Origin of the sequence: Glycomyces amatae, assembly GCF_020991375.1 — a bacterium.
GTDB classification, from domain to species: domain Bacteria; phylum Actinomycetota; class Actinomycetes; order Mycobacteriales; family Micromonosporaceae; genus Glycomyces; species Glycomyces amatae.
The window spans coordinates 495,870-521,540 of sequence record NZ_JAJLQZ010000001.1; the positions used below are offsets into that span (position 1 = coordinate 495,870).

Genomic DNA, 25,671 nt, shown 5'->3' on the forward strand with positions numbered 1-25,671 from the left:
AAGGGATCCGCCCGGCGCCGCAGGAGAGTCCCTAGAGGACCATCACCGGTTCGGGCCGGAGCCGGACGCCGAACTCCCGCTCGACCTTGCCGGCCACCTCGCCGGCGAGGTCGAGCAGTTCGGCGGTCGTCGCGCCGCCCCGGTTCGTCAGCGCCAGCGTGTGCTTCGTGGACAGCCCCACGTTGCCGCGCCGGTAGCCCTTGGCGAACCCGGCCGCGCCGATGAGCCAGGCCGCCGAGATCTTCACGCGCCCTTCGCCCGCGGGCCAGTGCGGCGGCTCGCCGCCGGCCCGGTCGGCGACGCCGTGCAGGGCCGCCGCCCCCACGACCGGGTTGGTGAAGAACGAGCCCGCGCTCCACGTGTCGTGGTCGGCCGGGTCGAGGACCATGCCCTTGCCGCGCCGCAGCTCCACGACCGCCTCGCGGGCCGCCGCCAGCGGCACCCGGTCGCCGACGTCCGCGCCGAGCCGCTTCGCCAGCTCCGCGTAGGCCACCGGCCGCGACAGCGGCCCCGCTTCGAGCCGGAAGTCCACACTCAGCACCAGATACCGGCTCGAGTGCTTGAAGACGCTGTGCCGGTAGGCGAACCCGCACTCCTGGGGGCTCCGGTCGCGGATCTCGCCGGTCTCGCGGTCGAAGACCTTCACCGACGCGATGGTCTGGGCGACCTCCTGCCCGTAGGCGCCGACGTTCTGGATCGGCGTCGCCCCGGCCGAACCGGGGATGCCGCTGAGGCACTCGACGCCCGAGAGGCCCTCGGCCACGGTCCACGCCACGAACTCGTCCCACACCTGCCCGGCCTGCACCCGGACGAGGCCCTCGCCGATCCGCTCGACGCCGCCGCCGCGCAGGAGCACCACGGTCCCGTCGAAGCCCGCGTCGCCGACGACCACGTTGCTGCCCCCGGCCAGTACCAGCGTCGGCCCCTCGGCCTCCCGCAGCGCCGCCACGGCCTCGGACCAGTCGCGCGCCTCGACCAGCTCCCGGGCCGGGCCCCCCAGGCGCAGCGTCGTGTGCTCGCTGAGCGGTTTGCCGGGATTCCGACCGTTGTCGCCGTTCTCGCTCGGGCGTGGGCTGGCGTGTGTCACACCGAAAAGCCTAAGCTTTACGCAGGCTACGAGGAACGGCGGTCACCATGGCTAAGCTGCGCATCACCGACTACCTCACGGAACTGAAGACCGAGGCCGCCGGGCTGCGCTCCGTCTGCGGGCCCGACGTGCTCGACCGCGTCGCCCCCTCCCGGCCGGACACCACCGTGGCCGGCCTCCTCCTCGAACTCGCCCGCCTCTACCGCTGGTCGGTCGACGCCCTCTCCACCCCGCCCACCGAGGACGACCTGCCCGAACCCGCCCCCCTCGACGCCCGCGGCCCGGCCGTGCTCGACGCCTACGACCAGGCCCTCGCCGCCGTGCTCGACGCCGTCGAGGCCCGCGGCCCCGAGGCCCCCGCCTGGACCTGGGCGCCCGTGGAGTGGCGCGCCGAGTTCTGGCACCGCCGCGTCGCGGTCGCCACGGGACTGGCCCGCTGGGACGCCCAGATGGCCGTCGGCGCGACCGCGCCCGTCCCCGCCGCCCTGGCCGCCGAGGCCATCGCCGAGGTCTTCGAGGCGTTCATCCCCGCCGGCGCCCGCCGCGGCGCCCACCCCGAGGCGACCGGGCTCGTGCAGCTGTTCGCCCAGGACGCCGACGCGACCTGGTTCGTGCGGCTGCGCGAGGGCCGCGTCGCCCTGCTCGACCAGCCCGACGCGCGCACCGAACTCCAGGCCCGCGCCGCGGGCTCGGCCTCCGACATCGCGCTGGCCCTGTGGGGGCGGCTGCCGTTCGGGATCTGCGACGTCGTCGGCGACGAGTCGCTCCTCCAGGCGCTGCGCGTGGTGTAGGCGCGAACGGGATAACGTTTCGGTAAACGGCGCGCGGAAACCGGACAAACGTTCGGCCCCCGCTTGGCAAAGGTATTCCTACGGCGCTAGGCTCGCCTCACGAGTCGCGGTTCACACTGCGGCTCGCATCGCAGCGCAGGGCCGCGCACCTCCGGTTCCGGTCCCGACCTGCGGTGACAACCGCCTTTTACCACGGATCGTCTGGCACGTGCCTGCCAGTGAAAGGGACCACAACATCATGGCGACAGTGACCTACGCGGGTGCCACCCGCATCTACCCCGGCACCGAGAAGCCGGCCGTCGACAAGCTCGACATCGAGATCCAGGACGGCGAATTCCTCGTCCTCGTCGGCCCCTCGGGCTGCGGCAAGTCGACCTCCCTGCGCATGCTCGCGGGCCTCGAAGAGGTCGACGAAGGCTCGATCTACATCAACGACACCGACGTGTCGAACCTCCCCCCGAAGTCCCGCGACATCGCGATGGTCTTCCAGAACTACGCGCTCTACCCGCACATGTCCGTCTTCGACAACATGGCGTTCGCCCTCAAGCTGCGCCGCATGCCGAAGGCCGAGATCAAGCAGCGCGTGGAGGACGCCGCGAAGCTCCTCGACCTCTCGGAGTACCTGGGCCGCAAGCCCAAGGCCCTCTCCGGCGGTCAGCGCCAGCGCGTCGCCATGGGCCGCGCGATCGTGCGCGAGCCGCAGGTGTTCCTCATGGACGAGCCGCTGTCGAACCTCGACGCCAAGCTCCGCGTCCAGACCCGCTCGCAGATCGCCTCGCTCCAGAAGCGACTGGGCATCACCACCGTCTACGTCACCCACGACCAGGTCGAGGCGCTGACGATGGGCCACCGCATCGCGGTCATGAAGGACGGCCTGCTCCAGCAGTGCGACACCCCCCGCACCCTGTACGACAAGCCGCAGAACACCTTCGTCGCGGGCTTCATCGGCTCCCCGTCGATGAACCTCAAGACCGTGAGCCTCACCGAGTCCGGCGGCCTGTTCGGCGACGTGACCCTCCCGCTCTCGCGCGAGGTCCGCGACGCCGCCGGCCAGCAGGGCGGCGACCAGCAGGTCACCATCGGCATCCGCCCCGAGCACTGCAAGATCGGCTCGGAGAACTCCGGCGGCATCCCGATCGAGGTCGACCTCGTCGAGGAGCTCGGCTCGGAGGCCTACGTGTACGGCCACGCCGCCTACAACGGCTCCTCGGAGCGGTTCGTCGTGCGCACCGAGTCGGCCAACGTGCCGCGCCTGGCCGAGACCGTCTACGTGGTGCCGGAGCCGGGCCACGAGCACGTGTTCCACGCCGCCACCGGCGAGCGCCTGAACTGACCGGGCGACCGGGCCCGCTCGGCCCGGCAGCCCCGACCCCACCCTGGAGGGCCGCGCTTCGGCGCGGCCCTCGTCGTTTTCCGCTTCTTTTCCGTACCGGGGCGCTCGCCGAAACGCGGCGGCAATCGCAGGAGCGCTACGGTTGTCGTATGGCCACCCTCACACCCAGTAGGCCTCGCGCCGAAGGCGCCGGCGATGACCGGACGCGCCGAGAGCGCTACGCGCACATGGGCGCCGCGGGCACCGACCGCGAGGGGATCGCCGAGGAGCGCCACGAGAAGGTGGCCTCCGCTTCATTGAGGACCGTTCCCGGCGCCCTCGGGCACCTCGTGCACGACACTGGTGTCCGGACCGAGACCGCGACGCTCCTGATCCTGGGGCGCAACGACTCCGACGCGGCGACCGCGGCCGAGCGCGCCCGGGTCGCCGAGCACCCGGGGAACAGGGTGCCGCTGCGCCCCAACGCGTTCCACCCGGACTCCGCGATGCAGGACGTGCCACCGGCGCCGCGCCGTGCGCGGCGGATCGCGCCGGAGGCCGGGTTCGAGCACGCGCGCACCGGGAGCGTCCGCGACCGGGAGGGGCGGACGACCACCCGCTCCTGTGGGGAAGCCCTCATAGTGCACGATTGTCACCGCATTGACCGTTATGCGGTGTCGGATAGCGGACACTGCGGGAGTCGCGGTGCGCGCGTCCCCGGCGTTTTCGAGGACCCGGCGGGAGACTGGGGTCCCAAGCGGCAACCGATCCGCATACCCGCGCCGTCACTCTAATAATAGGAACCACCACCGGAAGACCTGCGATGCCTTCGATCACTTCAGACACAGTGCGGCCCCCAGCGGTCGCCGGCCGGTTCTACCCGGCCGACCCGGACCGGCTGCGCGACGACATCGCGCGGCTCATCGAGGCGGTGGGGCCCGTGCGCGATCCGCTCGCGGCGGCCTACATCGCGCCCCACGCCGGATACCGCCACTCCGGCCCCGTCGCCGCCGAGGTCTACGCCCGCCTCGCCGCGCACCGGGGCGAGGTCAAGCGCGTCATCCTCGTCGGCCCCTCGCACCACTACCCGCTGCGCGGGCACGCCGCCGCGCCGTACGCGGCCTGGCAGACCCCGCTCGGGCAGGTGCGGGCCGCGCCGACCAACGTCGTCGGCTCCTCGAGGCTGCCGCACGAGGCCGAGCACGCCCTCGAAGTGCAGCTGCCGTTCCTCCAGGTCGCCCTCGGCGACGACATCGAGGTGATGCCCGTGGCGTGCGGCATGAGCCGCACGCCCGACACCGCCCGCGTCATCGGCGCCCTCCTGGAGGAGGCCGGCGAGGGCACGGTCCTGGTGTGCTCGACGGACCTGTCGCACTACCACGACCGGGCGACCGCCGAACGGGTCGACGCCGCGACCGCGCAGGCGATCCGGAGCCTGCGCCCGCGCGAGATCGCCGCGCAGCACGCCTGCGGCGTGTTCGCGCTGCGCGGCACGGTGGCCTGGGCCGACGCCACGGGCCGCCGGCCCCGCCAGCTCGCCCTGGGCACCTCGGCCGACACGGTCGGCGACCCCGAACGCGTGGTCGGCTACCCGGCCTTCGCCATCGACTTCCCGGCCGTCGCCGAGTAGCCGCGACCGCCGCACCCGAGGGCACGAGCCCCCGGAACGGCTCCCCGACGCCAGCGCCCCGCTGTCGCACCCGGGGGCACCCTGGCGCATCAGGGCGCCGGCGCCCGGCACACCCGGCCCCGGGGGCGCCGCACCGCCTCGGAACGTCGGACCCCGAGGGCACTCCGGGTGATCGGGGGCGCCCGGGACCGACACACCCGGCCGCGGGGGCGGCCGCCGGGCGCATGTGACCCGGGCTCGGTGCGGCGAAACTCGCATGCCGCCCGCCCGCGGCGGCATTTACCCTGTAAGACGTGACCGAGCACGAGCAAGACACCGAGACCGGCGACGACCTTCCCGAGCAGATGCAGATCCGCCGCGAGAAGCGCGCCGCCCTCCTCGCGGAAGGCAAGGAGCCGTACGCGCTCGGCTATCCGCGTACCCACACGCTCGCCCAGCTGCGCGAGCAGTTCACCGAACTCGCCGACGGCGAGTCCTCCGGCACCACCGTATCCACCACCGGACGGGTGATCTTCGTGCGCACCGCCGGCAAGCTCTGCTTCGCCCGCCTGCGCGACGGCGACGGCACCGAGTTCCAGGTGATGCTCTCCCAGGCCAAGGTCGGCGAGGAGGCCCTCGCCGAGTGGAAGCGCCTGGCCGACATCGGCGACCACATCGGCGTCACCGGCGAGGTCGTCACCTCCAAGCGCGGCGAGCTGTCGGTCATGGCCGACTCCTTCCAGATCACCGGCAAGGCCCTGCGCCCCCTGCCGGTCGCCCACAAGGCGCTCGCCGAGGAGACCCGCGTCCGCCAGCGCTACGTCGACCTCATCGTGCGCCCCGAGGCCCGCGACACCGCCCGCAACCGCGCGAAGGTCGTCCGCTCCCTGCGCGACCAGCTCGACGCCCAGGACTTCATCGAGGTCGAGACCCCGATGATGCAGGTCCAGCCGGGCGGGGCCACCGCGCGGCCCTTCGTCACCCACATGAACGCCTACGACATCGACCTGTACCTGCGCATCGCCCCCGAGCTCTATCTGAAGCGGTGCGTGGTCGGCGGGATCGAGCGCGTATTCGAGATCAACAGGAACTTCCGCAACGAGGGCGCCGACTCGACGCATTCGCCGGAGTTCGCGATGCTCGAGGCCTATCGCACCTACGGCGACTACCGCACCATCGGGGCGCTCACCAAGTCGCTCATTCAAGGCGCCGCGCGCTCCGTGTTCGGATCCGAGACGGTCGCGCTCGCCGACGGCGCCCACTACGATCTCGGCGGCGACTGGGACGAGATCACCGTCTTCGGCTCCCTTTCCGAAGCGCTCGGAGAAACAGTGACCGTCGACACTCCGCTCGAGACGCTCCGCGCCTACGCGGACAAAGTCGAACTGGGCGTCGACCCCAAGTGGGGTCCCGGGAAACTCGCCGAGGAATTGTTCGAGCACCTGGTCGCGGACCACCTCCACGCGCCCACGTTCGTGTACGACTACCCGGAGGAGACCTCGCCGCTCGTGCGCGGCCACCGCGACACGCCCGGGCTCACCGAGAAATGGGACCTGTACGTGCGCGGCTTCGAACTGGCCACGGGCTATTCCGAGCTCATCGACCCCGTGATCCAGCGCGAGCGCATGGAGGCCCAGGCCAGGCAGGCCGCCAAGGGCGACGACGAGGCCATGGGCGTCGACGAGGACTTCCTGCGCGCGATGGAGTACGGCATGCCTCCCCTGTGCGGCATGGGCATGGGCATCGACCGCCTCCTTATGGCGCTCACCGGACTCGGCATCCGAGAGACGATCCTCTTCCCGCTGGTGAAACCCGAATAGGGAAAGCAATACGACCGCGCCGGACCGGCCGAGCCTATTCGCCGCTCTCGCGTCCGGCGCGGTCCCCTTTTGCCCGCGGCGCCCAGTCGCCGTCGTATTCGAGTCGGTGGTGAGCTGCCGTGTAGCCGCGTATTCACAATTAGATCGGCGAACCCTCTTACGTTTCTCTAAGGGACTCGTATATGCTCTGGCACTAACAGGACGGCTGTCCGGGAAGTTGCAGTCAATACAGTTCGAGAGGAATTTGCCATGGCGAAGAAGACACAGGTCATCCTGATCGACGATATCGACGGCAGCAAGGCTGAGGAGACCGTCAAATTCGCCATCGACGGCCAGGCCTACGAGATCGACCTGTCCGCCTCGCACGCCAAGGAACTGCGCGACGCACTGGAGAAGTTCCAGGAGGCCGGCACCCGTCTGGGCCGCTACAGCCTCGGCGCGCCCCGCGGCCCGGTCCGCGGCGCCGCGGCCCCCCGCCGCCAGACCGTGGACCGTGAGCAGAACAAGGCCATCCGCGAGTGGGCCGAGCGCAACGGCAAGCGCGTCTCGCCCCGCGGCCGCATCCCGCAGGCCATCGTCGAGGAATACAACGCCGCCCACAACTAGACCGGCGAACCGACTCGGCGCCCGCCCCCCTGCCCGGGGAGCGGGCGCTTTCGCGCGACTTCCGCCCTGAGTGAACGCATGCCGGAACTGTCGCACCCGGCGGGCACCATTGGATTGGGGAGCCCACCGGCGGGTATTGCGCTCACAGCGAACGTTTTATCAACGGGAATGGTCCCCGGGGCACGCTTGTTGTCACCCACGTGGCACCCGTCGTCCGCGGACCCGGGAGATAAGGTGTACCCACAGGGTTTTGCAAGCCACGACCAGTATCGACGACAAGTAGCGGCGGACGCGAGGAGCAGAAGCGCATGTTTGAACGGTTTACGGACCGTGCCCGACGCGTGGTCGTCCTGGCCCAAGAAGAAGCCAGGATGCTCAACCACAACTACATCGGCACGGAACACATCCTGCTCGGCCTCATCCACGAGGGCGAGGGCGTGGCGGCGAAAGCCCTGGAGAGCCTGGGCATCTCGCTCGAAGGCGTCCGTCAGCAGGTCGAGGAGATCATCGGCCAGGGCCAGCAGGCCCCCTCCGGCCACATCCCCTTCACCCCCCGGGCGAAGAAGGTCCTGGAGCTGAGCCTCCGCGAGGCCCTCCAGCTGGGGCACAACTACATCGGCACCGAGCACATCCTGCTCGGCCTCATCCGCGAGGGCGAGGGCGTCGCCGCCCAGGTCCTCATCAAGCTCGGCGCCGACCTCAACCGCGTCCGCCAGCAGGTGCTCCAGCTCCTGTCCGGCTACCAGGGCAAGGAGCCCGCGGGCGCCACCTCCGGCGGCACCTCCACCGAGGCGCAGCAGTCCGGCTCGCTCGTGCTCGACCAGTTCGGCCGCAACCTCACGCAGGCCGCCCGCGACGGCAAGCTCGACCCCGTGATCGGGCGCCAGCGCGAGATCGAGCGCGTCATGCAGGTCCTGTCCCGCCGCACCAAGAACAACCCGGTGCTCATCGGCGAGCCCGGCGTCGGCAAGACCGCCGCCGTCGAGGGCCTCGCGCAGGCGATCACCAAGGGCGAGGTCCCCGAGACCCTCAAGGACAAGCAGCTGTACACGCTCGACCTCGGCGCGCTCGTCGCCGGGTCGCGCTACCGCGGCGACTTCGAGGAGCGCCTGAAGAAGGTCCTCAAGGAGATCAAGACCCGCGGCGACATCATCCTGTTCATCGACGAGATCCACACGCTCGTCGGCGCGGGGGCCGCCGAGGGCGCGATCGACGCCGCCTCGATCCTCAAGCCCATGCTCGCCCGCGGCGAGCTCCAGACCATCGGCGCGACCACCCTCGACGAGTACCGCAAGTACCTCGAGAAGGACGCCGCCCTGGAGCGCCGCTTCCAGCCGATCCAGGTGGCCGAGCCGTCGCTGGCGCACACCATCGAGATCCTCAAGGGCCTGCGCGACCGCTACGAGGCCCACCACCGCGTCTCCATCACCGACGGCGCCCTGGTGCAGGCCGCGACGCTCGCCGACCGCTACATCTCGGACCGGTTCCTGCCGGACAAGGCCATCGACCTCATCGACGAGGCCGGCGCGAGGATGCGCATCCGCCGCATGACCGCTCCGCCGGACCTGCGCGAGATCGACGAGGAGATCGCCGAGACGCGCCGCCAGAAGGAGTCGGCGATCGACGCCCAGGACTTCGAGGCCGCCGCGCGCCTGCGCGACACCGAGAAGCGCCTCCACGAGAAGCGCGCCAAGCGCGAGCAGGAGTGGAAGGCCGGCGACCTCGACCAGGTCACCGAGGTCGACGAGGAGATGATCTCCGAGGTCCTCGCGAACTGGACCGGCATCCCGGTCTACAAGCTCACCGAGGAGGAGACCACCCGCCTGCTCAAGATGGAGGAGGAGCTCCACAAGCGCATCATCGGGCAGGAGGACGCCGTCAAGGCCGTCTCCAAGGCCATCCGGCGCACCCGCGCGGGCCTCAAGGACCCCAAGCGCCCCTCCGGCTCGTTCATCTTCGCCGGCCCCTCGGGCGTCGGCAAGACCGAGCTGGCCAAGGCGCTCGCGGAGTTCCTGTTCGGCTCCGAGGACTCGCTGATCCAGCTGGACATGTCCGAGTTCCACGACCGGTACACGGTGTCGCGCCTGGTCGGCGCGCCTCCCGGCTACGTCGGCTACGACGAGGGCGGGCAGCTCACCGAGAAGGTCCGCCGCAAGCCGTTCAGCGTGGTCCTGTTCGACGAGATCGAGAAGGCCCACCCGGACGTGTTCAACACCCTCCTCCAGATCCTGGAGGACGGCCGCCTCACCGACGGCCAGGGCCGCATCGTCGACTTCAAGAACACGGTGCTGATCCTGACCACGAACCTCGGCACGAGGGACGTCGGCAAGGCCGTGTCGCTGGGCTTCCAGGCCGACGCCTCCGAGGGCGGCGACTACGAGCGGATGAAGGAGAAGGTCAACGAGGAGCTGAAGAACCACTTCCGCCCCGAGTTCCTCAACCGCATCGACGACACGATCGTGTTCCCGAAGCACACCCAGGAGGCGATCGTCTCGATCGTCGACCTCATGGTCAAGCGCATCGAGGACCAGCTCGCCAACCGCGACATGGCCCTGGAGCTGACGGACAACGCGAAGCTGTACCTCGGGCACAAGGGCTACGACCCGGTGCTCGGCGCGCGGCCGCTGCGCCGCACGATCCAGCGCGAGATCGAGGACACGCTCTCGGAGAAGATCCTCTTCAACGAGTTCACGGCCGGCCAGATCGTCATCGTCGACGTCGACGGGGACCCCACGGACGTCGAGAAGACGAACCTGACGTTCCGCGGCGCCGACAAGCCCGCCGGGGTGCCCGACACGCCCCCGGCCGAGCTGGCCGGCGAGCGGGCCCCCAAGAGCCCGGGCGCCGGCACGGGCACCATGCCGCCGAAGAGCCCGGGAGCGGGCCCGAGGGGCGGCCAGATGGGCCAGGGCGGCGCGTAGGCACCGCCTGAGACGCGAGGCGGGGCGGGACCGGACGGTCCCGCCCCGCCTTTTCCGTCCCCCGCGCGAGCTACGCCCAAGTGTCCACCGAACGGGGATGAATCCGGCGTCCCGGTTCCATAGCCTCGAATGCAGTTACGACGGACAAGCTGCATGTTGGAGGAAAATGTGAACCGCAAGAGGATCGGGACGTCCGCGACCGCCGTGCTGGGCTGCATGCTGGCCGGGGCGGCGCTCACCGGCTGCGGCGAAGTCTCGGAGGACCTCGGCGAAGCGGTCGAGGACGTCGAGGCGGCGCTGCTGGACGGCACCGACACGTTCACCATCGCCGGCCACACGGTCAACGTCTCGTGCTCGGGCAGCCTCACCGCCGACGGGCCGACGGTCCTCCTCCTGCACGGCGGCGGCGACGACCTGACCGCGATGACCGACTTCCAGGAGGCGATCAGCGCCGACCGCCGGGTCTGCTCCTACGACCGGCTCGGCGCGGGCGCGAGCGACCAGCCCGACGGCCCGCAGGACTACGCGGCCGTCGGGGAGACCCTGACCGGCGTCATCGACGCGGTCGCCGACGGCGAACCGGTCGTCCTCGTCGGCCACTCCATGGGCGGGCTCATCGCCGCCAGGTACGCCCCCGACCACCAGGACGAGGTCGCCGGCCTGGTCCTGCTGGACGCGACCTCGCCGACCGCGGTGGCCGACATCCAGGCGCGCATCCCCGAGGACGCGGCCGAGGCCCCGGCCATGCTGCGGGACCAGACGCTGGCGGTCTTCGCGGGCGAGAACCCCGAGCAGCTGGTCTTCACCGACGGGGAGGTGCAGTCGGCGGGGGACATCCCGGTGCGGGTGATCCAGCACGGGCAGCAGTACCTCGCGGCGGCCGAGCCCGAGTACGGGCAGGGCCTGGAGGAGGACTGGACCAAGGGCCAGAACGACTGGCTGAACGTCTCGACCGACAGCCGGCTGGACACCGCCGAGGACAGCGGGCACTACATCTACGTGGACGCGCCCGACCTCGCCCTGGAGGCCGTCGCGGACGTCGCCTCGCGGGCCTGAGAACGCGAGAACGCCGGGGCGTCCATGACGCCCCGGCGTTCTCCTGCTCAGTGGCGGGTCCGGTGCCCGTAAGGATCGGCGCCGGCAAGAGGCCGCCGAGGACTCCAGGCCGGGCGCGGTCGTCGGTTTCGCGGCGCCGTGCCGGCCGGCAAAGGGGTACGCGCGGGTGCCCGAGGGCCCGGGAGCGGGCCCGAGGGGCGGCCGGACGGGTCGGGGCGGAAGAGCGGGGGCGGGGTCCGGTCCCGCCCCGCTTCGCGTGCCTGCGCTACGCGCAGTCCCAGACGACCGCGTTCGTGACCGGCAGGCCCGCGTCGTCGGTCTCGATGTAGACGTTCCCGGTGATGAGCGTCCCGTCGGCGCTGATCTCCTCGGCGGTGTCGCCGCCGAACTCCGGCACGGCCACGCCCGGCAGCTCCACGACCGTGTCGCCCTCCTGGTACGCGACCTTCGTGACGGTGCCCGGCACGTACCCGGCGACGGTGCCGTCGGCGCTGACCGACACCTCGAGGTCCACCGCGGTCCGCTCGACCGTGCCCTCGGCGAGGTTCCAGCGGGCGCCCATCGGCTGCGTGCCGGCGCCGGGGACGAACAGCTGCCCCGAGGCCCAGTCGCCGTTCAGGTCCGTGGCGACCGCGAACACGTCGGCGTCCTCGGGCACCGGCAGCGCCGCGCCCTCGCCGTCGGCGGTCCACGAATAGGCCGAGGTCGTCCCGTCCTGGTCGGAGACGGCCCCGAGGACGAGGCCGTCGGTGCCGATGTCGTGGGCGACGCCGCTCGTCGCGCCCTCGGGCAGCGGCAGTTCGACCGGGCCGGTCCCGTCGGCGGGCCACAGGACCGGGACGCCGCCGTCGAAGGTCTGGCTCATGCCGACGACGTCGCCGCCCTCGTTGATGCCGAGCGCGCGGCCGCCGTCCTCGCCGACCGGCAGCTCGGTGAGCTCGCCGCTGCTCCACAGGTAGGGCACGTCGTGGCCGTTCGAGCCGGTCGCGTACCCGGCGGCCTCGGCGGCGGCGTTCACGTCGTGCAGGCGCGGGTGGTCCCCGGGCATGGGCACGTCGGTGACCTCGCCGTCGCTGTACAGGCGCGGGAACGCGCCGAGCCCGTCGGGCCAGCTCTGATCGAGTGGGAGCGCGTAGTAGGCGATCACGGAGCCGTCGTCGCTCATGCCGGAGACGCCCGTGGACACGAGCCCCTCCGGGATCGGCAGCGCCGTCCGGACGCACGACTGCGCAGCCTGCAGGGCCTCCTCGGCCGACGCGGACTGGACGGCGAACGTGGTCGCCCCCGCGGCGGCCGCGCCGGCGATTCCCGCGGCGATCAGTCTGCGCGTTATGCGCTTGGTCTGCATCATGTGGGTTCCCGTCTCCTCGAAGGGGCGCCGGGCATCGGATCGCTCGGCGGCCGGTACTCCGAACAATCTGCTTCGGGCACGAGCGTTTCACAAGGCGGTCGACCGGCAGGGTTGCGGCAGGACCGGCTCGTGTGGTCCGTCCCTCGAACCACGCGGGCATGAAAAAGGCCGGGTTCGGAAACCCGGCCTTCATGGCGGAGGATAGGGGATTCGAACCCCTGAGGGCGTTAACCCAACACGCTTTCCAAGTCGGCTGGGGTCCAGTTCAGGCCGATCCGCGCGGGTTCTGACCTGGGGCTGTGAGACCGCTCTGACGCTCGTTGAACGGCCCTGAACGGGCACGGTTGAGACCCTTATTGAGACCTTCGCGGCCCTCTCGACAACAGCCGCGATCGGCGCAGCGTGCGATGGTGGCGCCTCTGTACCATGCCCCGGAAATAGCCCCTGACCTGCAAAAACATCACCCTCTCAGAGGCCTTCTGCGGGCCTTTCAGTGCTTGCCCCTACCTCGGTATAGGCCCGTTTCGCCTGGGAGGCAATCAGAGGGCCGATTTTCGGCCTATCGGGAGCCAGGTTCGCTCGATAGCGATACGAAAGCCGCCCCTTGGCGCCCTGCGGGATTCTGGCCCGGGACACAACGCACAGAAGTGACAGAACTCCGAAGCTGTGGTGCTGAACTGCTCGAATGCCTGTCTGAGTAGTGGTGACAGAACGGGGGCAGAACTTGGGAACCCGGTGACAGAACCCGCCTGGCGTTCCTGCCAGGCGGGTTCTGTCACCGCTGACCGGGGTACCGTCCCCGTTCTGTCACCAGGCAAGCGGTGGATGTTATCCGAGTTCAGGACGGTATTTACCGAGTTCTGTCACTTCTGTGCGTTGTGTCCCGAGGTTTCTGATCTGCTTTGGATCTTCGCAACGAGGTCCTTCGCTTGGTCGACCAGCGGTGCGCCGCCCAGTGAGTTGTCGATGACGAAATGCTCGACAGCAGGGCGGTAGTCAAGATCAATCTTGTCAAGATAGGTCTGCCAACCCTCAAGCTTGGCAGTGTCGCGAGCTGCCCCCCTGCCTCGCAGATAGGTGTGCATGGATTCCGCGTCGCACTTGACCCAGACCACGACAAGGCGGGTGCCGGTGCTGTCGCAGAGCGATCGGAGTCGCTGAAGCCAGGCTTCGTCCCTCAGCTCGCGAATGAAGGGAGCCGTTGCGATGACGTTGCTGCCTGATGTGAGGTTCTCCGTGATGGTCGCCATCATCGCTTCGTACTCGCGAGGGCGGACCTCGTTCAGGTAGATGTCCGACTCGCGATCGTTCGGCGAGGTGCCCATGACCTCAAGGGCCTTCTCTACGACCGGGCGGGTGGTCGTGTCCTTATCGACCATCGCCCAGCTCGTCAGTCGCGCAAGGGTGCGCCCAAGCTCGGACTTCCCGCTGCCCGCGTAGCCGCCGATGATGACGAGATGCGGCATTGAGGTCTCCACTTCCCGGGACTCCAACTGATCCGGCGCGTTGACGACTCGACCCGCTCGCGGCTTCGAGGTGACGACGCCCTCATCGGTCAAGATGGTCATCGCCTTGGCGACGACGGGAGAGCTGACGTCGAAGCGCTCGGCCTGCTCACGGTCCGACGGCAACTTCTGCCCATGCCGCAGCTTGCCCGCCGTGATGTCGTTCCTGATGATCCGAGCGATCTGCTCGTGCTTCGCAACCCCGACCACCAGCTTGTTTGCGTCGTCCATCGGTCGTCCTCTCAGTTGACAGCCAGCTTATCAGTTGCGTCTAGTAATCAAACTGCGTCTACCTGCGTTGATAATCCGAGGTTCCCATAGTTTGGGAAGTTATGGGCTATCAGTTGACTCTCTGACTTATCAACTGATAACTTCCTTGTACTGCACGTCACCTGAGGTGATGAGCGACATGGATCGTCAACCGGCGGTCCACCCCATCCGCCAACGCATCAAGGGAGACCACATGTTCAACACCACCGTCACCGGCGGCCCCGACGCCGCCGACCCCCGCGAAATCGACTGGCCGACCCGCATGGGCCGGGCCGTGATCGGTTTCGACCTCGACGCGTCCGGGCTCCCGCTCAACCCGATGGAGCCCTACCTCCCGGCCGGGCGCGGCGAGCTGTGGCACTGGGGCGAAGCGGTCGCCGCCGACGCGATCGTGCGCAACACCGACGCGGACGGGTTCCGCGAGCTGCTGATGATCGAACGCGACGACGACCACGGCTACGCCCTCCCCGGCGGCGGCCTGGACGAGGACGAGACCCCACTCGCCGCCGTCGTCCGCGAGCTGGCCGAAGAGACCGGCCTCGCGCTCTCGCCCACGGCGTTCCGCATGGACCGGGCCCGCTACGTCCCCGACCCGCGGGCCGGGCGCCATGCCTGGATGGTCACCGTCCCCGGCGTCGCCGCCCTCCACATGGCCACCCCGCCCGCCGTCGTCGGCACCGACGACGCCCGCCGCGCTCTCTGGCTCCCCGCGGGCAGCTACGCCGAGCTGGAGGCCGCGGTGCGGGCCCGCGGCGGGAAGGTGTTCGCCGCCCACCAGGCCATGCTCCACGACCTGTTGGAACCGGCCGCGGTCTGACCGGCGAAACGCGGCCCCGCCTCGCGGGGTCCGCGTCCGGGCCCGGGTGGCTCCCGACCCGCTGACGAAGCCAAGCCAACCCCATCCGCCAAGACACCAGGGGAGACCTCATGAAGACCGCACTTGCGACTCCGGACCGGCCCGATTGGTTCGACTCAGAGCCCACGACTGCCGACCTCGACGCGATCGAGGCCGAGTGGCCTGCCATCGCCGCCGACCTCGCGCGGCTGGAGCGTCTGTTCCAGTTCGACGCCCTCACCGCTGCCGCCGACCTCGACGTGACCGGCGTCGACTTCTCACTGAACTAGGGGGACGCGATGACCGCTCTGATTGCCGCCGCCGACCTGGCCGCCGAGATGTTCGCCGCCGACGAGCGGGTCGAGTACGAGGTGGAACGGCTGCGTGCCCGTTCCCGCTCCGAGGCACTGGCCGCCCTGTTCGCCGCCTACCTGCCCGCGCACCTGCCGCCGCTGCGCCTGTCGTGCCGCATCGACTTCCACGGGCAGCCGCGCCTGTCCGCGGTCCCGACCCGGGCCGGGACCGATCGCGCGTACGACCCGATCACCGCGTTCGCGGCCTGGGTCGCCGACCAGGACGCCACCGACTACACGGTCCGCATCAACGACGAGCACGACCAGGCGATGCTCACCGCGCACCTAACCCTCGCGGGCCTGCCGGTGACCCTGCGCCTGTTCGTGTGGTCCTGGGAGACCGACCTCGACGCCGTCGCCGACATCGTCGCCGAGGCCGTGACCGCCGCCCGCACCGCTGTGGCGGAGGTGGCGGCATGACCACCTTCATCGAGACCCGCGCCGAGGCCCCGGCCCTTGCCGTCACCGAGCCCGCCGCACCGGTCAACGACCGCATGACCGCCCACCCGTCCGCCGAGGCGGCGTGGTGGCTGGTGTTGGGGGAGTCGCCCGCGCACGCGGCGATCACCGGCGCGTTCTACGCCGTCTGCCTCATCGCCGCCGTCTTCGGTCAGTCCCTCGTGGGGACCGCGGTCCTCGGTCTCGCGCTGTGGTTCGCGCTCACCCTCGCCTGCGCCCTGGAGCTGGCCGGGGTGAAGTTCGCCTATGACGCGGCCGTCGCCCGCGCCGCCGGGGAACACGCCATCCTCCCGCAGGCCCTCTCCTACGTCCTGGCCGCGATCGCGGTCGGGGTCAACATCTTCGGGCACCTGGTCATGGGCGACGTGTTCGGGGCGGCCGTGTTCGGGCTGTTCTCGGCGCTGGCGTTCATCGCGTTCACGATCCGATCCGAGTTCCGCCGCCGCCAGGCCGACCGCGCCGCCGGGAAGGCCGCCCACCCCACCCCCGCCTACGGCCTCAGCCGCTGGGTCACCAACCGGGCCGTCACCGCCCGCGCCAAGGCCCTGGCCGCCGCTGACCCGATGCTCGGCCTGTACGGGTCGCTCGCGGCTGCTGAGGATGCCATCGCGACCGAGGCGCGCCGGGCCGAGATTGCCGGGCTCCTGCGCCGTAAGGCCCTGGCCGACTTCGGCGGCGACAAGCTCCGCGCCTCCCTCTACGTCGCCCAGTACGACCTCGACCGCATCGCCGCCGAACTGTGCGAGCGAGCCGACCACGGCGCGGCCGTCGCCGACATCGCAACCGACCTCAACGCCGGACGCACCGCTGCCCCGGCCCGTACCGCTCCCGCCGACACTCCGGCCGCCGAGGCGGCTCCGGTGTCGGTGAAGCCGCGCCGCGCGCCCCGTACCGGTACGTCGGGGCCGGGCCGTACCGGTACGGCCCGCAAGGCCACCGACGCCGAACTGGTCGCGCGTCTGGCCGAGGTCGAGCGGGACGCGGACGGGACGGTCCCGATCCGCCGCGCCGCCCGCGAACTGGGTACGGGCCCGACCCGCGCGAAGCGCCTGCTGGAGGCCGCCGGACTGCTCGCCACCGAACCGGCCGCCGAGGCCGCCAACTGACTTCGCCTCTCGGGTGCGGCGCGGCACTGCTGCTCGACCGCGTCGCACCCCTCACCACTCAAGGGAGACAACGACTATGACCATCGAGAACTTCGACTGGCAGGCCGCCGAGGCCGACGTGCACGGCCGCAAGCCCGAGATCGAGACCATCGCCCCCGCCGACGACTACGCCGACGCGGCCGCCGTCCCCGTGGACGACGCCGCCGCGCACGCCGCCTGGGACGCCCCGACCGCGCACCGGCGCGCGCCGATCCTCCCGGCGTGGGCGACCTCGCGTACCGGTCTGCTCGCCGAGGCGTCCCGGTATGGCAAGCTCGCGGCGTACCGGTGCGCTTACCACGCCGTGCGTGTCCCGCTGTACGGCGCGCGGCTCATGGCGTGGGCCCCTGCCGGTCTGGCCCGGTTCATCGGCACGGTGTGGCGGTGGGCTTCGGACGCCGAGGGCCGCCCGGCCCGTTCCGACGCGGTCGCCGGGCGCGACTGGCAGGCGTATGCGGGTCTGGTCCGCCTGCGGGACCGGCACGTCCGGTTCCGGGGCTCGGTCTGCGGCGTGTCGGGCCTGGCGCTCGCCGGGGCCGGTACGGTCCTCGCGCTCGCCGCGCCTCCGGCCCTGTCGTGGACTGTCGCCGCGACCGTGGTCGCCGGGCTCGGCCTGGTCGGCAAGCCCGCCGACCAGCCGCTCGCCACCCGGGCCGTGGTCAAGGCGAAGCTGCGTCCGCTGACGGCTCCCATGGTCGAGAAAGCCTTGGGCCGCTTGGGCATCGCTGCGTTGAACGCCGCCGCCAAGGGTGACGAGCGGATCCACTTCCCCGACCCGATCACTCGCGACGGCGCGGGCTGGCGGGCCGTGATCGACCTCCCGGCCGGGACCACCGCGGTTGAGGTGATCGATCGGCGCGACAAGCTCGCCGCCGCCCTCGCGCGGCCGCTCGGGTGTGTGTGGCCCGAGGGGCAGTCCGAGGTGCACCCCGGCCGCCTGGTCCTGTGGGTGGGGGACACCGACCTCGCCGAGGGCGACAAGGTCGCTTGGCCGCTGGCGAAGTCCGGCACGGTCGACCTGTTTGCGCCGTTCCCGATCGGTGTCGACCCGAGGGGCAAGGCCGTCACCGCCGAACTCATGTTCACGAACTGGCTGGTCGGCTCCATCCCGGGCATGGGTAAGACGTTCCTCGTCAAGCTCCCGGTCCTGGCTGCTGGGCTCGACGCGCGCGCCGAGGTGTGGGCGTTCGAGCTCAAGGGCACCGGGGATCTGTCATTCGCCGAGGCTTACGCCGTCCGCTACGCCTCGGGGTTCGATGACGAGGAGATCGAAGCCGCCCTCAAAGCGCTGCGTGACCTGCGCGCCGAGTGCAAGCGGCGGGTCCGGATCATCAAGGGCCTGCCCAAGGACTTGTGCCCGGAGAACAAGGTCACGCCCGAGCTGGCTTCGCGCAAGGACCTGGGGTTGCACCCGCTGGTGGTGGCGATCGATGAGTGCCAGGAGCTGTTCGCGCACGCCGAGTACGGCAAGGAGGCCGCCGTCCTGGCCGAGAAGGTCATCAAGCTCGGCCGCGCCCTGGGGATCACGCTGATCCTGGCGACGCAGCGGCCCGACAAGGACTCCCTGCCGACCGGTGTGTCGGCGAACGTGGGGACGCGGGCGTGCCTGCGGGTGATGGGGCACGTCGAGAACGACATGATCCTGGGGACCTCGGCGCACAAGAACGGCATCCGCGCGACCATGTTCACCAGCCGCGACCTCGGCGTGTTCTACCTCGCCGGGGCCGGGCCCGAACCGCAGATCGTCAAGGGCGCATTCGTGAACGGCCCCAACGGCGAAGTGATCGCCGCCCGCGCCCGGGCCCTGCGCATCGCCCGAGGCACCCTCACCGGTCACGCCGCCGGAGAGGTCGCCGAAGCCGAAGGCCCCAGGTTCAACCTGCTCGATGACCTCGCCGCCGTCTGGCCTGATGGTGAAGCGAACGTGTGGAACACGGTCCTCGTTGACCGCCTCGCGCAGCTGCGCCCCGACGCCTATGGGCAGTGGGCGACGCTCGCCGACGAGGACAAGACCGAGGCGTTGACGGCCGCCGTCAAGCCCTACGGCATCGCCTCCAAAGGCGTCTCGCGCCGCTCCGGGAACCGCCAGGTCGGCCGACGCGGCCTCAACCGAGGCGACCTCGACGCGGCCCGGGAGGGCCGCTCGGGAGGCCGCTGAGGGCTGCTAGCGCTAGCGGGCTCTCCGCTACCGGTAGCAGGCCCGCTAGCGCACGAAACCACACCTGAGCTGGGTGCTAACAGCTAGCACCCCTGGCTGACCTCACCCAAAAACCGTTCGAAAGGAGCTCCCGTGACCCTCTCCCTCGCCGCTACCGCCTTCAGCCTCGCCGTCGCCTACGCCCTCCGCTGCTGGGCCTTCCCCTACGGCCGCTGCATCTGGTGCCGAGGCGACGGCATCCGAGGCGGCACCTACTGCCGCCGCTGCGACGGCTCCGGCCGCCGCGTCCGCCTCGGCCGCCGCCTCCACGACACCATCCGCGCCGAGTACCGACGCGGCACCAAGTAGCCAACCGACCCCGGGGCCGCCGCACGGCGGCCCCGGCTCCCGAAGGGACACCGATGTCATGAAATCCAAGAACCCGAACCACGACGCCGAGCGCGCCGTGCTCGGCGCGGCGATGATGGACGGCCGCACCGTCCCCGAACTCGCCGCCCTGGTCGACGCCGGATCGTTCGACGTGCCCCGCCACGGCCTCATCTGGGAGGCCATCGCCGCCCAGCACGCCGAGGGCAAGCCGACCGAAGCGCTCGCCGTCGCCGCCCGCCTCGCCGCCGAGGGCACCCTCGGCAAAGCCGGGGGCGGCCCCTACCTGCACGACTGCCTTGACGCCGTGCCCTCGGCCGCCTCAGGCACGTACTATGCCGGCCGAATCGCCGAGGCCGCCAAGCGCCGCGACCTCGCGGCCGCCTCCGCCCGCATCGGCCAGCTCGCCAAGGAAGGCGGGAACCGCGACCTTGCCGAGGTCGTCGCGCTCTCCCGCGCCGCCCTCGACGCCGTCGCCACCGACGCCGAGGATTGGCCCGCCCCGGTGCCGCTGACAGAGGCGCGCGCCCTGCCCGCGTTCCCGGCCGCGTGCCTGCCCGACTGGATCGGCGACATGGTCGACGCCGTCGCCGAGGCCACGCAGACACCGACCGACCTCGCCGGGTCCGTCGCCCTCGCGGCGCTGTCGACGGCCGCGCAAGGGCGCGTCCATGTCCAGGCCGGGCCCGACTGGGTCGAACCGGCGAACCTGTTCACCTGCTGCGCGTTGCCGCCGGGCAACCGCAAATCCAGCGTGTTCGCGGCGATGGTCCGCCCGATCCTCGACGCCGAGGCCGAGCTTGCCGAGGCCGCCCGGCCCCGCATCATCGAGGCGATCACGGAGGCCGAGATCGCGAAGCGGGCCGCTGAGCAGGCCCTCGCCGTCGCGTCCAAGAACCCCGGCGACCCCGACGCCGCCAACGGGGCGAAGTCCGCCGCCATGGAGGCCGAGGCTGTCACGATCCCCGTCGCGCCCAAGCTGGTCGCCGACGACATCACGCCCGAGGCCGCGAAGAGCCTGCTTGCCGAGCAGGACGGGCGCCTCGCGATCCTCTCGGCCGAGGGCGGCATCTTCGCGACCATCGCCGGACGCTACTCCGGCGTCCCCGACCTCGACGCGTTCCTCAAGGGCCACGCGGGCGACATGCTCCGTGTGATCCGCAAGAGCGCCCCGGCCGAGTATGTCACCGCTCCCGCGTTGACGGTCGGCCTCGCCGTCCAACCCGAGGTGCTGCGTGACGCGGCGCGGATGCCCGGATTCGAAGACCGGGGCCTGTTGGCGCGGTTCCTGTTCTCCCTGCCCGCCTCCCGCGTCGGGTTCCGCAACCCTGCCCCGGCGGCCGTCCCCGGCCCGGTGAAGGCCGCCTACGGGCGCAAGCTCGCCGGGATCGTCCACACCATGCACCACCGCACCGACGCCGCCGTTCTGGAGCTGACGGCCGAGGCGCGCGAGCGCGTCGTGCGGCTGGAGCGCGAGCGGGAACCGCGGCTGGCGCCGGGCGGGGAGTGGGAGCCGATCCTCAACTGGGCCAACAAATGGACCGGCGCCGTGGTCCGCATCGCAGGCCTGTTGCACATGGCGCAGTACCCGACCACCGGCCACGCCTCGCCGATCGACGCCGACACGCTCGACGCCGCGACCATGATCGGCTACTACTTCGCCGACCACGCCCTCGGCGTCTGGTCGTACATGGGCACCGGCGCCGAGGTCGGCCCCGCGGGGGAACTGCTCGACTGGCTGAGGCGCCACGGCCAGTCGGGCATGAGCGTCCGCGACATGCACCGAGGTCTGCGTCGCCGCCGGAACTTCACCACCGCCGACAAGGTCCGCGACGCCGTCGCCCGCCTGGTCGACCACGGCTACCTCCGCGAGCGCCCCCGCGCGCCCCGCCGAGGCGGCCGCCCCGCCTCCCCCTGCTACGACCTCCACCCGGACATGGCGATGGCCGGTGACCTCGCCTAGCAGCTCGTCACCGGCCTTCGTCCCCCCATCCGCCAAGAAGAGAGGAAACACCAGCATGACAGCCGCAACGACCACCGTCAACGCACACACCGTGCGCGAGCTGCCCAAGCTGCTGCTCACTGTCGAAGAGGCCGCCGAGACCCTGACCATCGGTCGGACCACCATGTTCGCCCTTATCAAGGACGGGTCCGTGCGGACCGTGAGGATCGGCGCGCGTCGGCTGGTGCCGTTCGCCTCCCTCGAATCCTTCGTTACCGAGCTGCACACCGCTACGTGGGGGGAGTCCTGACCATGGGCAGAACCAAGAACCCGAACGGGGCCTCAAGCATCTACTTCGGTTCGGACGGCTACTGGCACGGTCGGGTGACCGTCGGCGTCCGGGACGACGGCAAGCCCGACCGCCGCCACGTCAAGCGCAAGAAGCAGGCCGACGTGGTCAAGCGCGTCCGCGAACTGGAGCGGCAGCGCGACGACGGCCGCGTGGAGAAGGCGGGGGAGAAGTGGACCGTTGAGCAGTGGCTCCGCCACTGGCTCGACAACATCGCGACCAACAGCACCGAGGAGTATGGGCACTCCGCCTACGAAGTGGCTGTGCGCGTCCACCTCATCCCCGGGCTCGGCGCCCACAAGCTCAAGAGGCTTGAACCCGAGCACCTGGAACGGCTCTACGCCAAGGGGCTGCGCGAGGGGCACGCCCCGGGCAACGTCCACCAGTGGCACCGGACCCTGCGCACCGCTCTCGGCGAGGCTGAGCGGCGCGGCTACATCGGCCGGAACCCGGCGGCGGTGGCCCGGGCCCCGAGGGTCCCTGCGAAGGAGGTCGAGCCCTACACCCTCGAAGAGGTGCAGCGCATCCTGAAGGCCGCCGAGGACAGCCGCAACGGGGCGAGGTGGGCTGTCGGTCTGGCGCTCGGCCTGCGCCAGGGTGAAGCGCTCGGACTCCAGTGGGAGGATGTCGACTTCGACAACGGCATCCTTGTTGTCCGCCGTAGCCGCCTGCGGCCCAAGTGGGTCCACGGTTGCAAGGAGGCCGCCTGCGGCAAGCAGGCCGGACGCTGCGCGAAGCGGAAGAACGTGCACCGCGTCAGCAAGGACCCCAAGACCGAGGCCGGACGGCGCCGTATCGGCCTCCCTGCGCAGCTGCTCGACGTGCTCAAGGAGCAGCGGCGCAAGCAGGACCTCGACCGGGTCCTGGCGGGGGAGCGGTGGCAGGACGGCGGCTGGGTGTTCGCCAAGATGAACGGCGAGGCCGTCGTGCCGAACACCGACTATCGCAACTGGCTCGACCTGCTCGCCGCCGCCGGTGTCCCGCGCAAGCGGCTCCACGACGCCCGCCACACCGCCGCTACGGTCCTGCTCGTCCTCGGCGTCCCCGAACGCACGGTCATGGACATCATGGGGTGGTCGTCGGTCGGGATGCTCAAGCGCTATCAGCACGTCTCCGACGCCCTCCGGCGCGGCGTCGCCGACCAGGTCGGCGGGCTCGTCTGGGGCGGGGGCGAGGCCGGAAAGGAGCCTGAAAACTAGGCTGTTGAGACCCTAATTGAGACCCACGCGAAAACGCCGGGGCGATCACGTGAGTGACGCTCCGGCGTTTTTCCTGCTTGCCAGTGGCGGAGGATAGGGGATTCGAACCCCTGAGAGCTTTCACTCAACACGCTTTCCAAGCGTGCGCACTAGGCCACTATGCGAATCCTCCGCGGAGGAGCTTACCCGACGACCCGAAGTGCGTCCCACCGGGCTTCGAGGGGTGATCTGCGTTGCACCGGAGGGGCCGAGGGACCCGACGCTCGGCCCCGGGGACGCGGCGGTTCAGGGGCGGGCCACGCCGACACGCCGGTCCCGACGCCCCTGGGGCCGGGTGTGTCGGCATCGAGCCCTGGCAAACCACAGTGCCTCGGCGGTACGACGTCTTCGCTGCCTGCCCGGTTCGAACACGGTGACCTCGGTGACGCCGGAGGCTCGCCCGGTTCACCGGGCCGGGCGGGGTGCGGTAGGCTATTGCCCGTCCCTCACGTGGCGTCATCTTGTGAACCTCCCCAGGGCCGGAAGGCAGCAAGGATAAGCGAGCTCTGTCGGGTGCGTGAGGGGCCCAGCCGCCTTAGCTCAGTCGGCAGAGCGTGTTACTCGTAATAACAAGGTCGTCGGTTCGATTCCGACAGGCGGCTCAGCTGTGAAGGCCCTGGTCAAGCCAGGGTCTTTTTTCTTCCCTCGATACTGTCACGCGGGCGCCTCCGGGAGGGTCACCGTCACTGTGAGGCCGCCTTCGGGCCGGGGGTCGGCCGTCGCCTCGCCGCCGTGGGCCCTCGCTATGGCCCGCACGATCGACAGGCCCAGCCCGGCGCCTTTCGACGCCGTCGCCAGCCGTTCGGTGCCCAGCCGCTTGAACGGCTCGAACAGCCCCGCGGCCTCGAACGAGGGCACCAGCGGCCCCGAGTTCGACACCTCCAGGACCGCCCGTCCGTCCTCGGTGCGCGTCGCCACCCGCACCCAGCCGTCCTCGGGGACGTTGTACCGGATCGCGTTCTCCACCAGGTTCTGCACGAGGCGTTCCAGCAGGACCGTCTCGCCGAGCACCGCCGCCTCCTCGCAGGCGGCCGTCACCGCCACGCCCGGCGCGGGGGTCTGCGCGACCACGTGCTCGACCACGTCCGCCGTGTCTACATAGGATCGATCGGTGAGTTCGCGGTCCGAGCGCATGAGCAGCAGGAGCCCGTTGACGAGCCGCTCGTGGCGGTCGTTGACCTCCAGGAGCGTCTCGCCCAGCTGCCGGACCTCCGCGGAGGCGCCCCGGCGGTGCACCGCGACCTCCAGCAGCGCCTTCGTCACGGTCAGGGGCGTGCGCAGTTCGTGGGAGGCGTTGGCCAGAAATGAGCGCTGCCCGTCGAAGGAGTGGTCGAGGCGCTCGAGCATCCGGTTGAACGCCTCGGACAGCTCGCGCAGTTCGTCGCGGGGCCCGGCCACCTCGATGCGCTCGTGCAGGCCCCGGTCGGCGGCGGGGGACTCGGCGATGCGGGCCGCGGTGTCGGTGACGCGCTGGAGGGGCCGGAGCATCCGCCCGGCCACGAGCCAGCCGATGGCGATCGTCGCGATGCTGACCAGTGCGAGGGCGATCGTTCCCTGCGCGCTGATCGCATCGAGGGCCTCCTGCCAGACGTTCGCGCTGATCAGGTTGATCTGCTTGTCGCTCACGAACGTGTCGTCCTGCGGTCCGGTCGGCGCCGTCGTCTCGGTCGGCCCCCCGAGCTCCGTGTTCTGGTAGAAGCCGGCCGCCATGCCCGGTTCGGGGGCCGTCTGCGCCACCAGGCTGTAGGTGAGCGCGAGCAGCAGGGCCCCGCCGATGAGGAACAGGCCCCCGTAGACGAGTGTGAGCCGGGCGCGCAGCGTCGGCTTCATCGGAGCCGGTACCCCACTCCCGGTTCGGTCAGGACCACCGGCGGGTCGCCGAGTTTGCGCCTGAGTTTGAGGACGGCCATGCGCACGGCCTGCGTGAACGGGTCGGTGTGCTCGTCCCAGGCCTTCTCCAGCAGCTGCTCGGCCGAGACGGGGGCGCCGTCGGCGCGCAGCAGTTCGGCGAGGACGGCGAACTCCTTGCGCGAGAGCGGCACGTACCGGCCGTCGCGGAAGACCTGGTGCAGGTGCGTGTCGAGGGTGATGCCGGATCGTTCGAGCACGGGCGGGGCGGCGGGGCGGGCGCGCCGGCCCAGGGCGGCGACGCGCGCGGCGAGCTCGCGGAACGCGAACGGTTTCGGCAGGTAGTCGTCGGCGCCGAGGGCGAGTCCGGCGACCCGGTCGTCGATGTCGGCGGCCGCGGTGAGCATGAGCACGCGTGCCGGGGCGCCGGCGGCGTTGAGCTCCCGGCACACCTGGTCGCCGTGGACGACCGGGAGGTCCCGGTCCAGGACCACGACGTCGTAGTCGTTGACGCCGACCCGTTCGAGCGCCGCGCCGCCGTCGAGCGCGACGTCCACGGCGTGCGACTCGCCGCGCAGCCATTCGGCGACGGCGTCCGCGAGCAGCGGCTCGTCCTCGACCACCAGGATTCTCATGCCCCCATCATGGCG

At 71.0% G+C, this 25,671-nt stretch carries 21 protein-coding genes, 2 tRNA genes, 1 other RNA gene and 1 pseudogene; 19 read left to right on the forward strand and 6 right to left on the reverse strand.

From position 1 onward, the window contains the following. Nucleotides 1–31: 31 nt before the first annotated feature. Complete coding sequence (locus LO763_RS02370) at nt 32–1,087, reverse strand: UDP-N-acetylmuramate dehydrogenase (protein ID WP_230600256.1); 1,056 nt, start codon at nt 1,085–1,087, stop codon at nt 32–34. Nucleotides 1,088–1,134: 47 nt separating this feature from the next. Here LO763_RS02370 and LO763_RS02375 point away from each other — a divergent pair, with 47 nt between their 5' ends. The 8 genes and pseudogenes from LO763_RS02375 (at nt 1,135) to LO763_RS02410 (ending at nt 11,202) form a co-directional block, all read left to right on the forward strand. Continuing rightward, the gene (locus tag LO763_RS02375) at nt 1,135–1,878 is read left to right on the forward strand and encodes a hypothetical protein (protein ID WP_230600258.1); all 744 of its coding nucleotides are present in this window, start codon (nt 1,135–1,137) and stop codon (nt 1,876–1,878) included. Between the two features lie 238 nt (nt 1,879–2,116). Continuing rightward, complete coding sequence (locus LO763_RS02380) at nt 2,117–3,211, forward strand: ABC transporter ATP-binding protein (RefSeq protein ID WP_230600259.1); 1,095 nt, start codon at nt 2,117–2,119, stop codon at nt 3,209–3,211. A gap of 149 nt (nt 3,212–3,360) precedes the next feature. Next, nucleotides 3,361–3,984, forward strand: a complete 624-nt coding sequence (locus LO763_RS02385; protein ID WP_230600260.1) for a hypothetical protein — start codon at nt 3,361–3,363, stop codon at nt 3,982–3,984. A gap of 29 nt (nt 3,985–4,013) precedes the next feature. Then, a complete protein-coding gene (gene amrB, locus LO763_RS02390; RefSeq protein WP_230600262.1) occupies nt 4,014–4,820 on the forward strand; it encodes an AmmeMemoRadiSam system protein B in 807 nt (268 codons plus the stop codon). Nucleotides 4,821–5,164: 344 nt separating this feature from the next. Beyond that, on the forward strand, nt 5,165–6,619 hold the full coding sequence (gene lysS / locus LO763_RS02395) for a lysine--tRNA ligase (protein ID WP_255671609.1): 1,455 nt from the start codon (nt 5,165–5,167) through the stop codon (nt 6,617–6,619). 249 nt (nt 6,620–6,868) lie between these two features. Beyond that, nucleotides 6,869–7,225: a histone-like nucleoid-structuring protein Lsr2 gene (locus tag LO763_RS02400; RefSeq protein ID WP_091032362.1), complete on the forward strand. Its 357-nt coding sequence runs from the start codon at nt 6,869–6,871 to the stop codon at nt 7,223–7,225. Between the two features lie 308 nt (nt 7,226–7,533). Then, nucleotides 7,534–10,044 (forward strand): annotated as a pseudogene (locus tag LO763_RS02405) (ATP-dependent Clp protease ATP-binding subunit); the annotation flags it as partial. Between the two features lie 270 nt (nt 10,045–10,314). Next, nucleotides 10,315–11,202: an alpha/beta fold hydrolase gene (locus LO763_RS02410; RefSeq protein ID WP_230600266.1), complete on the forward strand. Its 888-nt coding sequence runs from the start codon at nt 10,315–10,317 to the stop codon at nt 11,200–11,202. Between the two features lie 265 nt (nt 11,203–11,467). Here LO763_RS02410 and LO763_RS02415 read toward each other — a convergent pair whose 3' ends face one another. Together LO763_RS02415 and LO763_RS02420 are read right to left on the reverse strand one after the other, a co-directional pair. Beyond that, nucleotides 11,468–12,553 carry a hypothetical protein gene (locus LO763_RS02415; RefSeq protein WP_230600268.1) on the reverse strand — a complete coding sequence of 362 codons (1,086 nt, stop codon included), beginning with the start codon at nt 12,551–12,553 and terminating at the stop codon, nt 11,468–11,470. A gap of 863 nt (nt 12,554–13,416) precedes the next feature. Continuing rightward, the gene (locus LO763_RS02420) at nt 13,417–14,289 is read right to left on the reverse strand and encodes a GntR family transcriptional regulator (protein WP_230600269.1); all 873 of its coding nucleotides are present in this window, start codon (nt 14,287–14,289) and stop codon (nt 13,417–13,419) included. Between the two features lie 232 nt (nt 14,290–14,521). Between LO763_RS02420 and LO763_RS02425 the strand changes: the two genes are divergently transcribed. The 9 genes from LO763_RS02425 (at nt 14,522) to LO763_RS02465 (ending at nt 23,134) form a co-directional block, all read left to right on the forward strand. Beyond that, nucleotides 14,522–15,145, forward strand: a complete 624-nt coding sequence (locus LO763_RS02425; protein ID WP_230600271.1) for an NUDIX hydrolase — start codon at nt 14,522–14,524, stop codon at nt 15,143–15,145. A 110-nt stretch (nt 15,146–15,255) separates the two neighbouring features. Further along, nucleotides 15,256–15,453, forward strand: coding sequence for a DUF6284 family protein (locus LO763_RS02430; RefSeq protein WP_230600273.1), 198 nt, complete (start codon nt 15,256–15,258; stop codon nt 15,451–15,453). A 9-nt stretch (nt 15,454–15,462) separates the two neighbouring features. Then, nucleotides 15,463–15,936 (forward strand): hypothetical protein, encoded by a 474-nt coding sequence (locus LO763_RS02435; protein WP_230600274.1) that lies wholly within the window; start codon nt 15,463–15,465, stop codon nt 15,934–15,936. Then, complete coding sequence (locus LO763_RS02440) at nt 15,933–17,081, forward strand: hypothetical protein (protein WP_230600276.1); 1,149 nt, start codon at nt 15,933–15,935, stop codon at nt 17,079–17,081. Before LO763_RS02435 ends, LO763_RS02440 begins: the two co-directional genes overlap by 4 nt. 76 nt (nt 17,082–17,157) lie before the next feature. After that, nucleotides 17,158–19,278 carry an FtsK/SpoIIIE domain-containing protein gene (locus LO763_RS02445; protein ID WP_230600278.1) on the forward strand — a complete coding sequence of 707 codons (2,121 nt, stop codon included), beginning with the start codon at nt 17,158–17,160 and terminating at the stop codon, nt 19,276–19,278. 132 nt (nt 19,279–19,410) lie between these two features. Continuing rightward, nucleotides 19,411–19,626 (forward strand): hypothetical protein, encoded by a 216-nt coding sequence (locus LO763_RS02450; RefSeq protein ID WP_230600280.1) that lies wholly within the window; start codon nt 19,411–19,413, stop codon nt 19,624–19,626. Between the two features lie 58 nt (nt 19,627–19,684). After that, nucleotides 19,685–21,607, forward strand: coding sequence for a YfjI family protein (locus LO763_RS02455; protein ID WP_230600282.1), 1,923 nt, complete (start codon nt 19,685–19,687; stop codon nt 21,605–21,607). Between the two features lie 55 nt (nt 21,608–21,662). Continuing rightward, the gene (locus LO763_RS02460; protein ID WP_230600283.1) at nt 21,663–21,896 is read left to right on the forward strand and encodes an excisionase family DNA-binding protein; all 234 of its coding nucleotides are present in this window, start codon (nt 21,663–21,665) and stop codon (nt 21,894–21,896) included. Nucleotides 21,897–21,898: 2 nt separating this feature from the next. Next, on the forward strand, nt 21,899–23,134 hold the full coding sequence (locus LO763_RS02465) for a tyrosine-type recombinase/integrase (RefSeq protein ID WP_230600284.1): 1,236 nt from the start codon (nt 21,899–21,901) through the stop codon (nt 23,132–23,134). An 84-nt stretch (nt 23,135–23,218) separates the two neighbouring features. On the opposite strand, the gene LO763_RS02470 is transcribed toward LO763_RS02465, so the two are convergent. Beyond that, nucleotides 23,219–23,306, reverse strand: a tRNA-Ser gene (locus LO763_RS02470). Nucleotides 23,307–23,611: 305 nt separating this feature from the next. Here LO763_RS02470 and ffs point away from each other — a divergent pair. Beyond that, nucleotides 23,612–23,705: signal recognition particle sRNA small type (gene ffs / locus LO763_RS02475), an RNA gene on the forward strand. Further along, nucleotides 23,703–23,775: transfer RNA gene (locus LO763_RS02480), tRNA-Thr, on the forward strand. The genes ffs and LO763_RS02480 overlap by 3 nt, the downstream gene beginning before the upstream one ends. Before the next feature lie 52 nt (nt 23,776–23,827). On the opposite strand, the gene LO763_RS02485 is transcribed toward LO763_RS02480, so the two are convergent. Together LO763_RS02485 and LO763_RS02490 are read right to left on the reverse strand one after the other, a co-directional pair. Then, nucleotides 23,828–25,003, reverse strand: a complete 1,176-nt coding sequence (locus LO763_RS02485) for a sensor histidine kinase (RefSeq protein ID WP_230600286.1) — start codon at nt 25,001–25,003, stop codon at nt 23,828–23,830. Further along, nucleotides 25,000–25,656, reverse strand: coding sequence for a response regulator transcription factor (locus LO763_RS02490; RefSeq protein ID WP_230600288.1), 657 nt, complete (start codon nt 25,654–25,656; stop codon nt 25,000–25,002). The genes LO763_RS02485 and LO763_RS02490 overlap by 4 nt, the downstream gene beginning before the upstream one ends. Nucleotides 25,657–25,671: the final 15 nt, after the last annotated feature.

Bases quoted from the DNA above. Each gene is read 5' to 3' on its own strand.
- LO763_RS02375 (WP_230600258.1), top strand. From the start codon at position 1,135: ATGGCTAAGCTGCGCATCACCGACTACCTCACGGAACTGAAGACCGAG.
- LO763_RS02380 (WP_230600259.1), top strand. From the start codon at position 2,117: ATGGCGACAGTGACCTACGCGGGTGCCACCCGCATCTACCCCGGCACC.
- LO763_RS02385 (WP_230600260.1), top strand. From the start codon at position 3,361: ATGGCCACCCTCACACCCAGTAGGCCTCGCGCCGAAGGCGCCGGCGAT.
- amrB (WP_230600262.1), top strand. From the start codon at position 4,014: ATGCCTTCGATCACTTCAGACACAGTGCGGCCCCCAGCGGTCGCCGGC.
- lysS (WP_255671609.1), top strand. From the start codon at position 5,165: ATGCAGATCCGCCGCGAGAAGCGCGCCGCCCTCCTCGCGGAAGGCAAG.
- LO763_RS02400 (WP_091032362.1), top strand. From the start codon at position 6,869: ATGGCGAAGAAGACACAGGTCATCCTGATCGACGATATCGACGGCAGC.
- LO763_RS02415 (WP_230600268.1), bottom strand. From the start codon at position 12,553: ATGATGCAGACCAAGCGCATAACGCGCAGACTGATCGCCGCGGGAATC.
- LO763_RS02420 (WP_230600269.1), bottom strand. From the start codon at position 14,289: ATGGACGACGCAAACAAGCTGGTGGTCGGGGTTGCGAAGCACGAGCAG.
- LO763_RS02425 (WP_230600271.1), top strand. From the start codon at position 14,522: ATGTTCAACACCACCGTCACCGGCGGCCCCGACGCCGCCGACCCCCGC.
- LO763_RS02430 (WP_230600273.1), top strand. From the start codon at position 15,256: ATGAAGACCGCACTTGCGACTCCGGACCGGCCCGATTGGTTCGACTCA.
- LO763_RS02435 (WP_230600274.1), top strand. From the start codon at position 15,463: ATGACCGCTCTGATTGCCGCCGCCGACCTGGCCGCCGAGATGTTCGCC.
- LO763_RS02440 (WP_230600276.1), top strand. From the start codon at position 15,933: ATGACCACCTTCATCGAGACCCGCGCCGAGGCCCCGGCCCTTGCCGTC.
- LO763_RS02445 (WP_230600278.1), top strand. From the start codon at position 17,158: ATGACCATCGAGAACTTCGACTGGCAGGCCGCCGAGGCCGACGTGCAC.
- LO763_RS02455 (WP_230600282.1), top strand. From the start codon at position 19,685: ATGAAATCCAAGAACCCGAACCACGACGCCGAGCGCGCCGTGCTCGGC.
- LO763_RS02460 (WP_230600283.1), top strand. From the start codon at position 21,663: ATGACAGCCGCAACGACCACCGTCAACGCACACACCGTGCGCGAGCTG.
- LO763_RS02465 (WP_230600284.1), top strand. From the start codon at position 21,899: ATGGGCAGAACCAAGAACCCGAACGGGGCCTCAAGCATCTACTTCGGT.
- LO763_RS02485 (WP_230600286.1), bottom strand. From the start codon at position 25,003: ATGAAGCCGACGCTGCGCGCCCGGCTCACACTCGTCTACGGGGGCCTG.
- LO763_RS02490 (WP_230600288.1), bottom strand. From the start codon at position 25,656: ATGAGAATCCTGGTGGTCGAGGACGAGCCGCTGCTCGCGGACGCCGTC.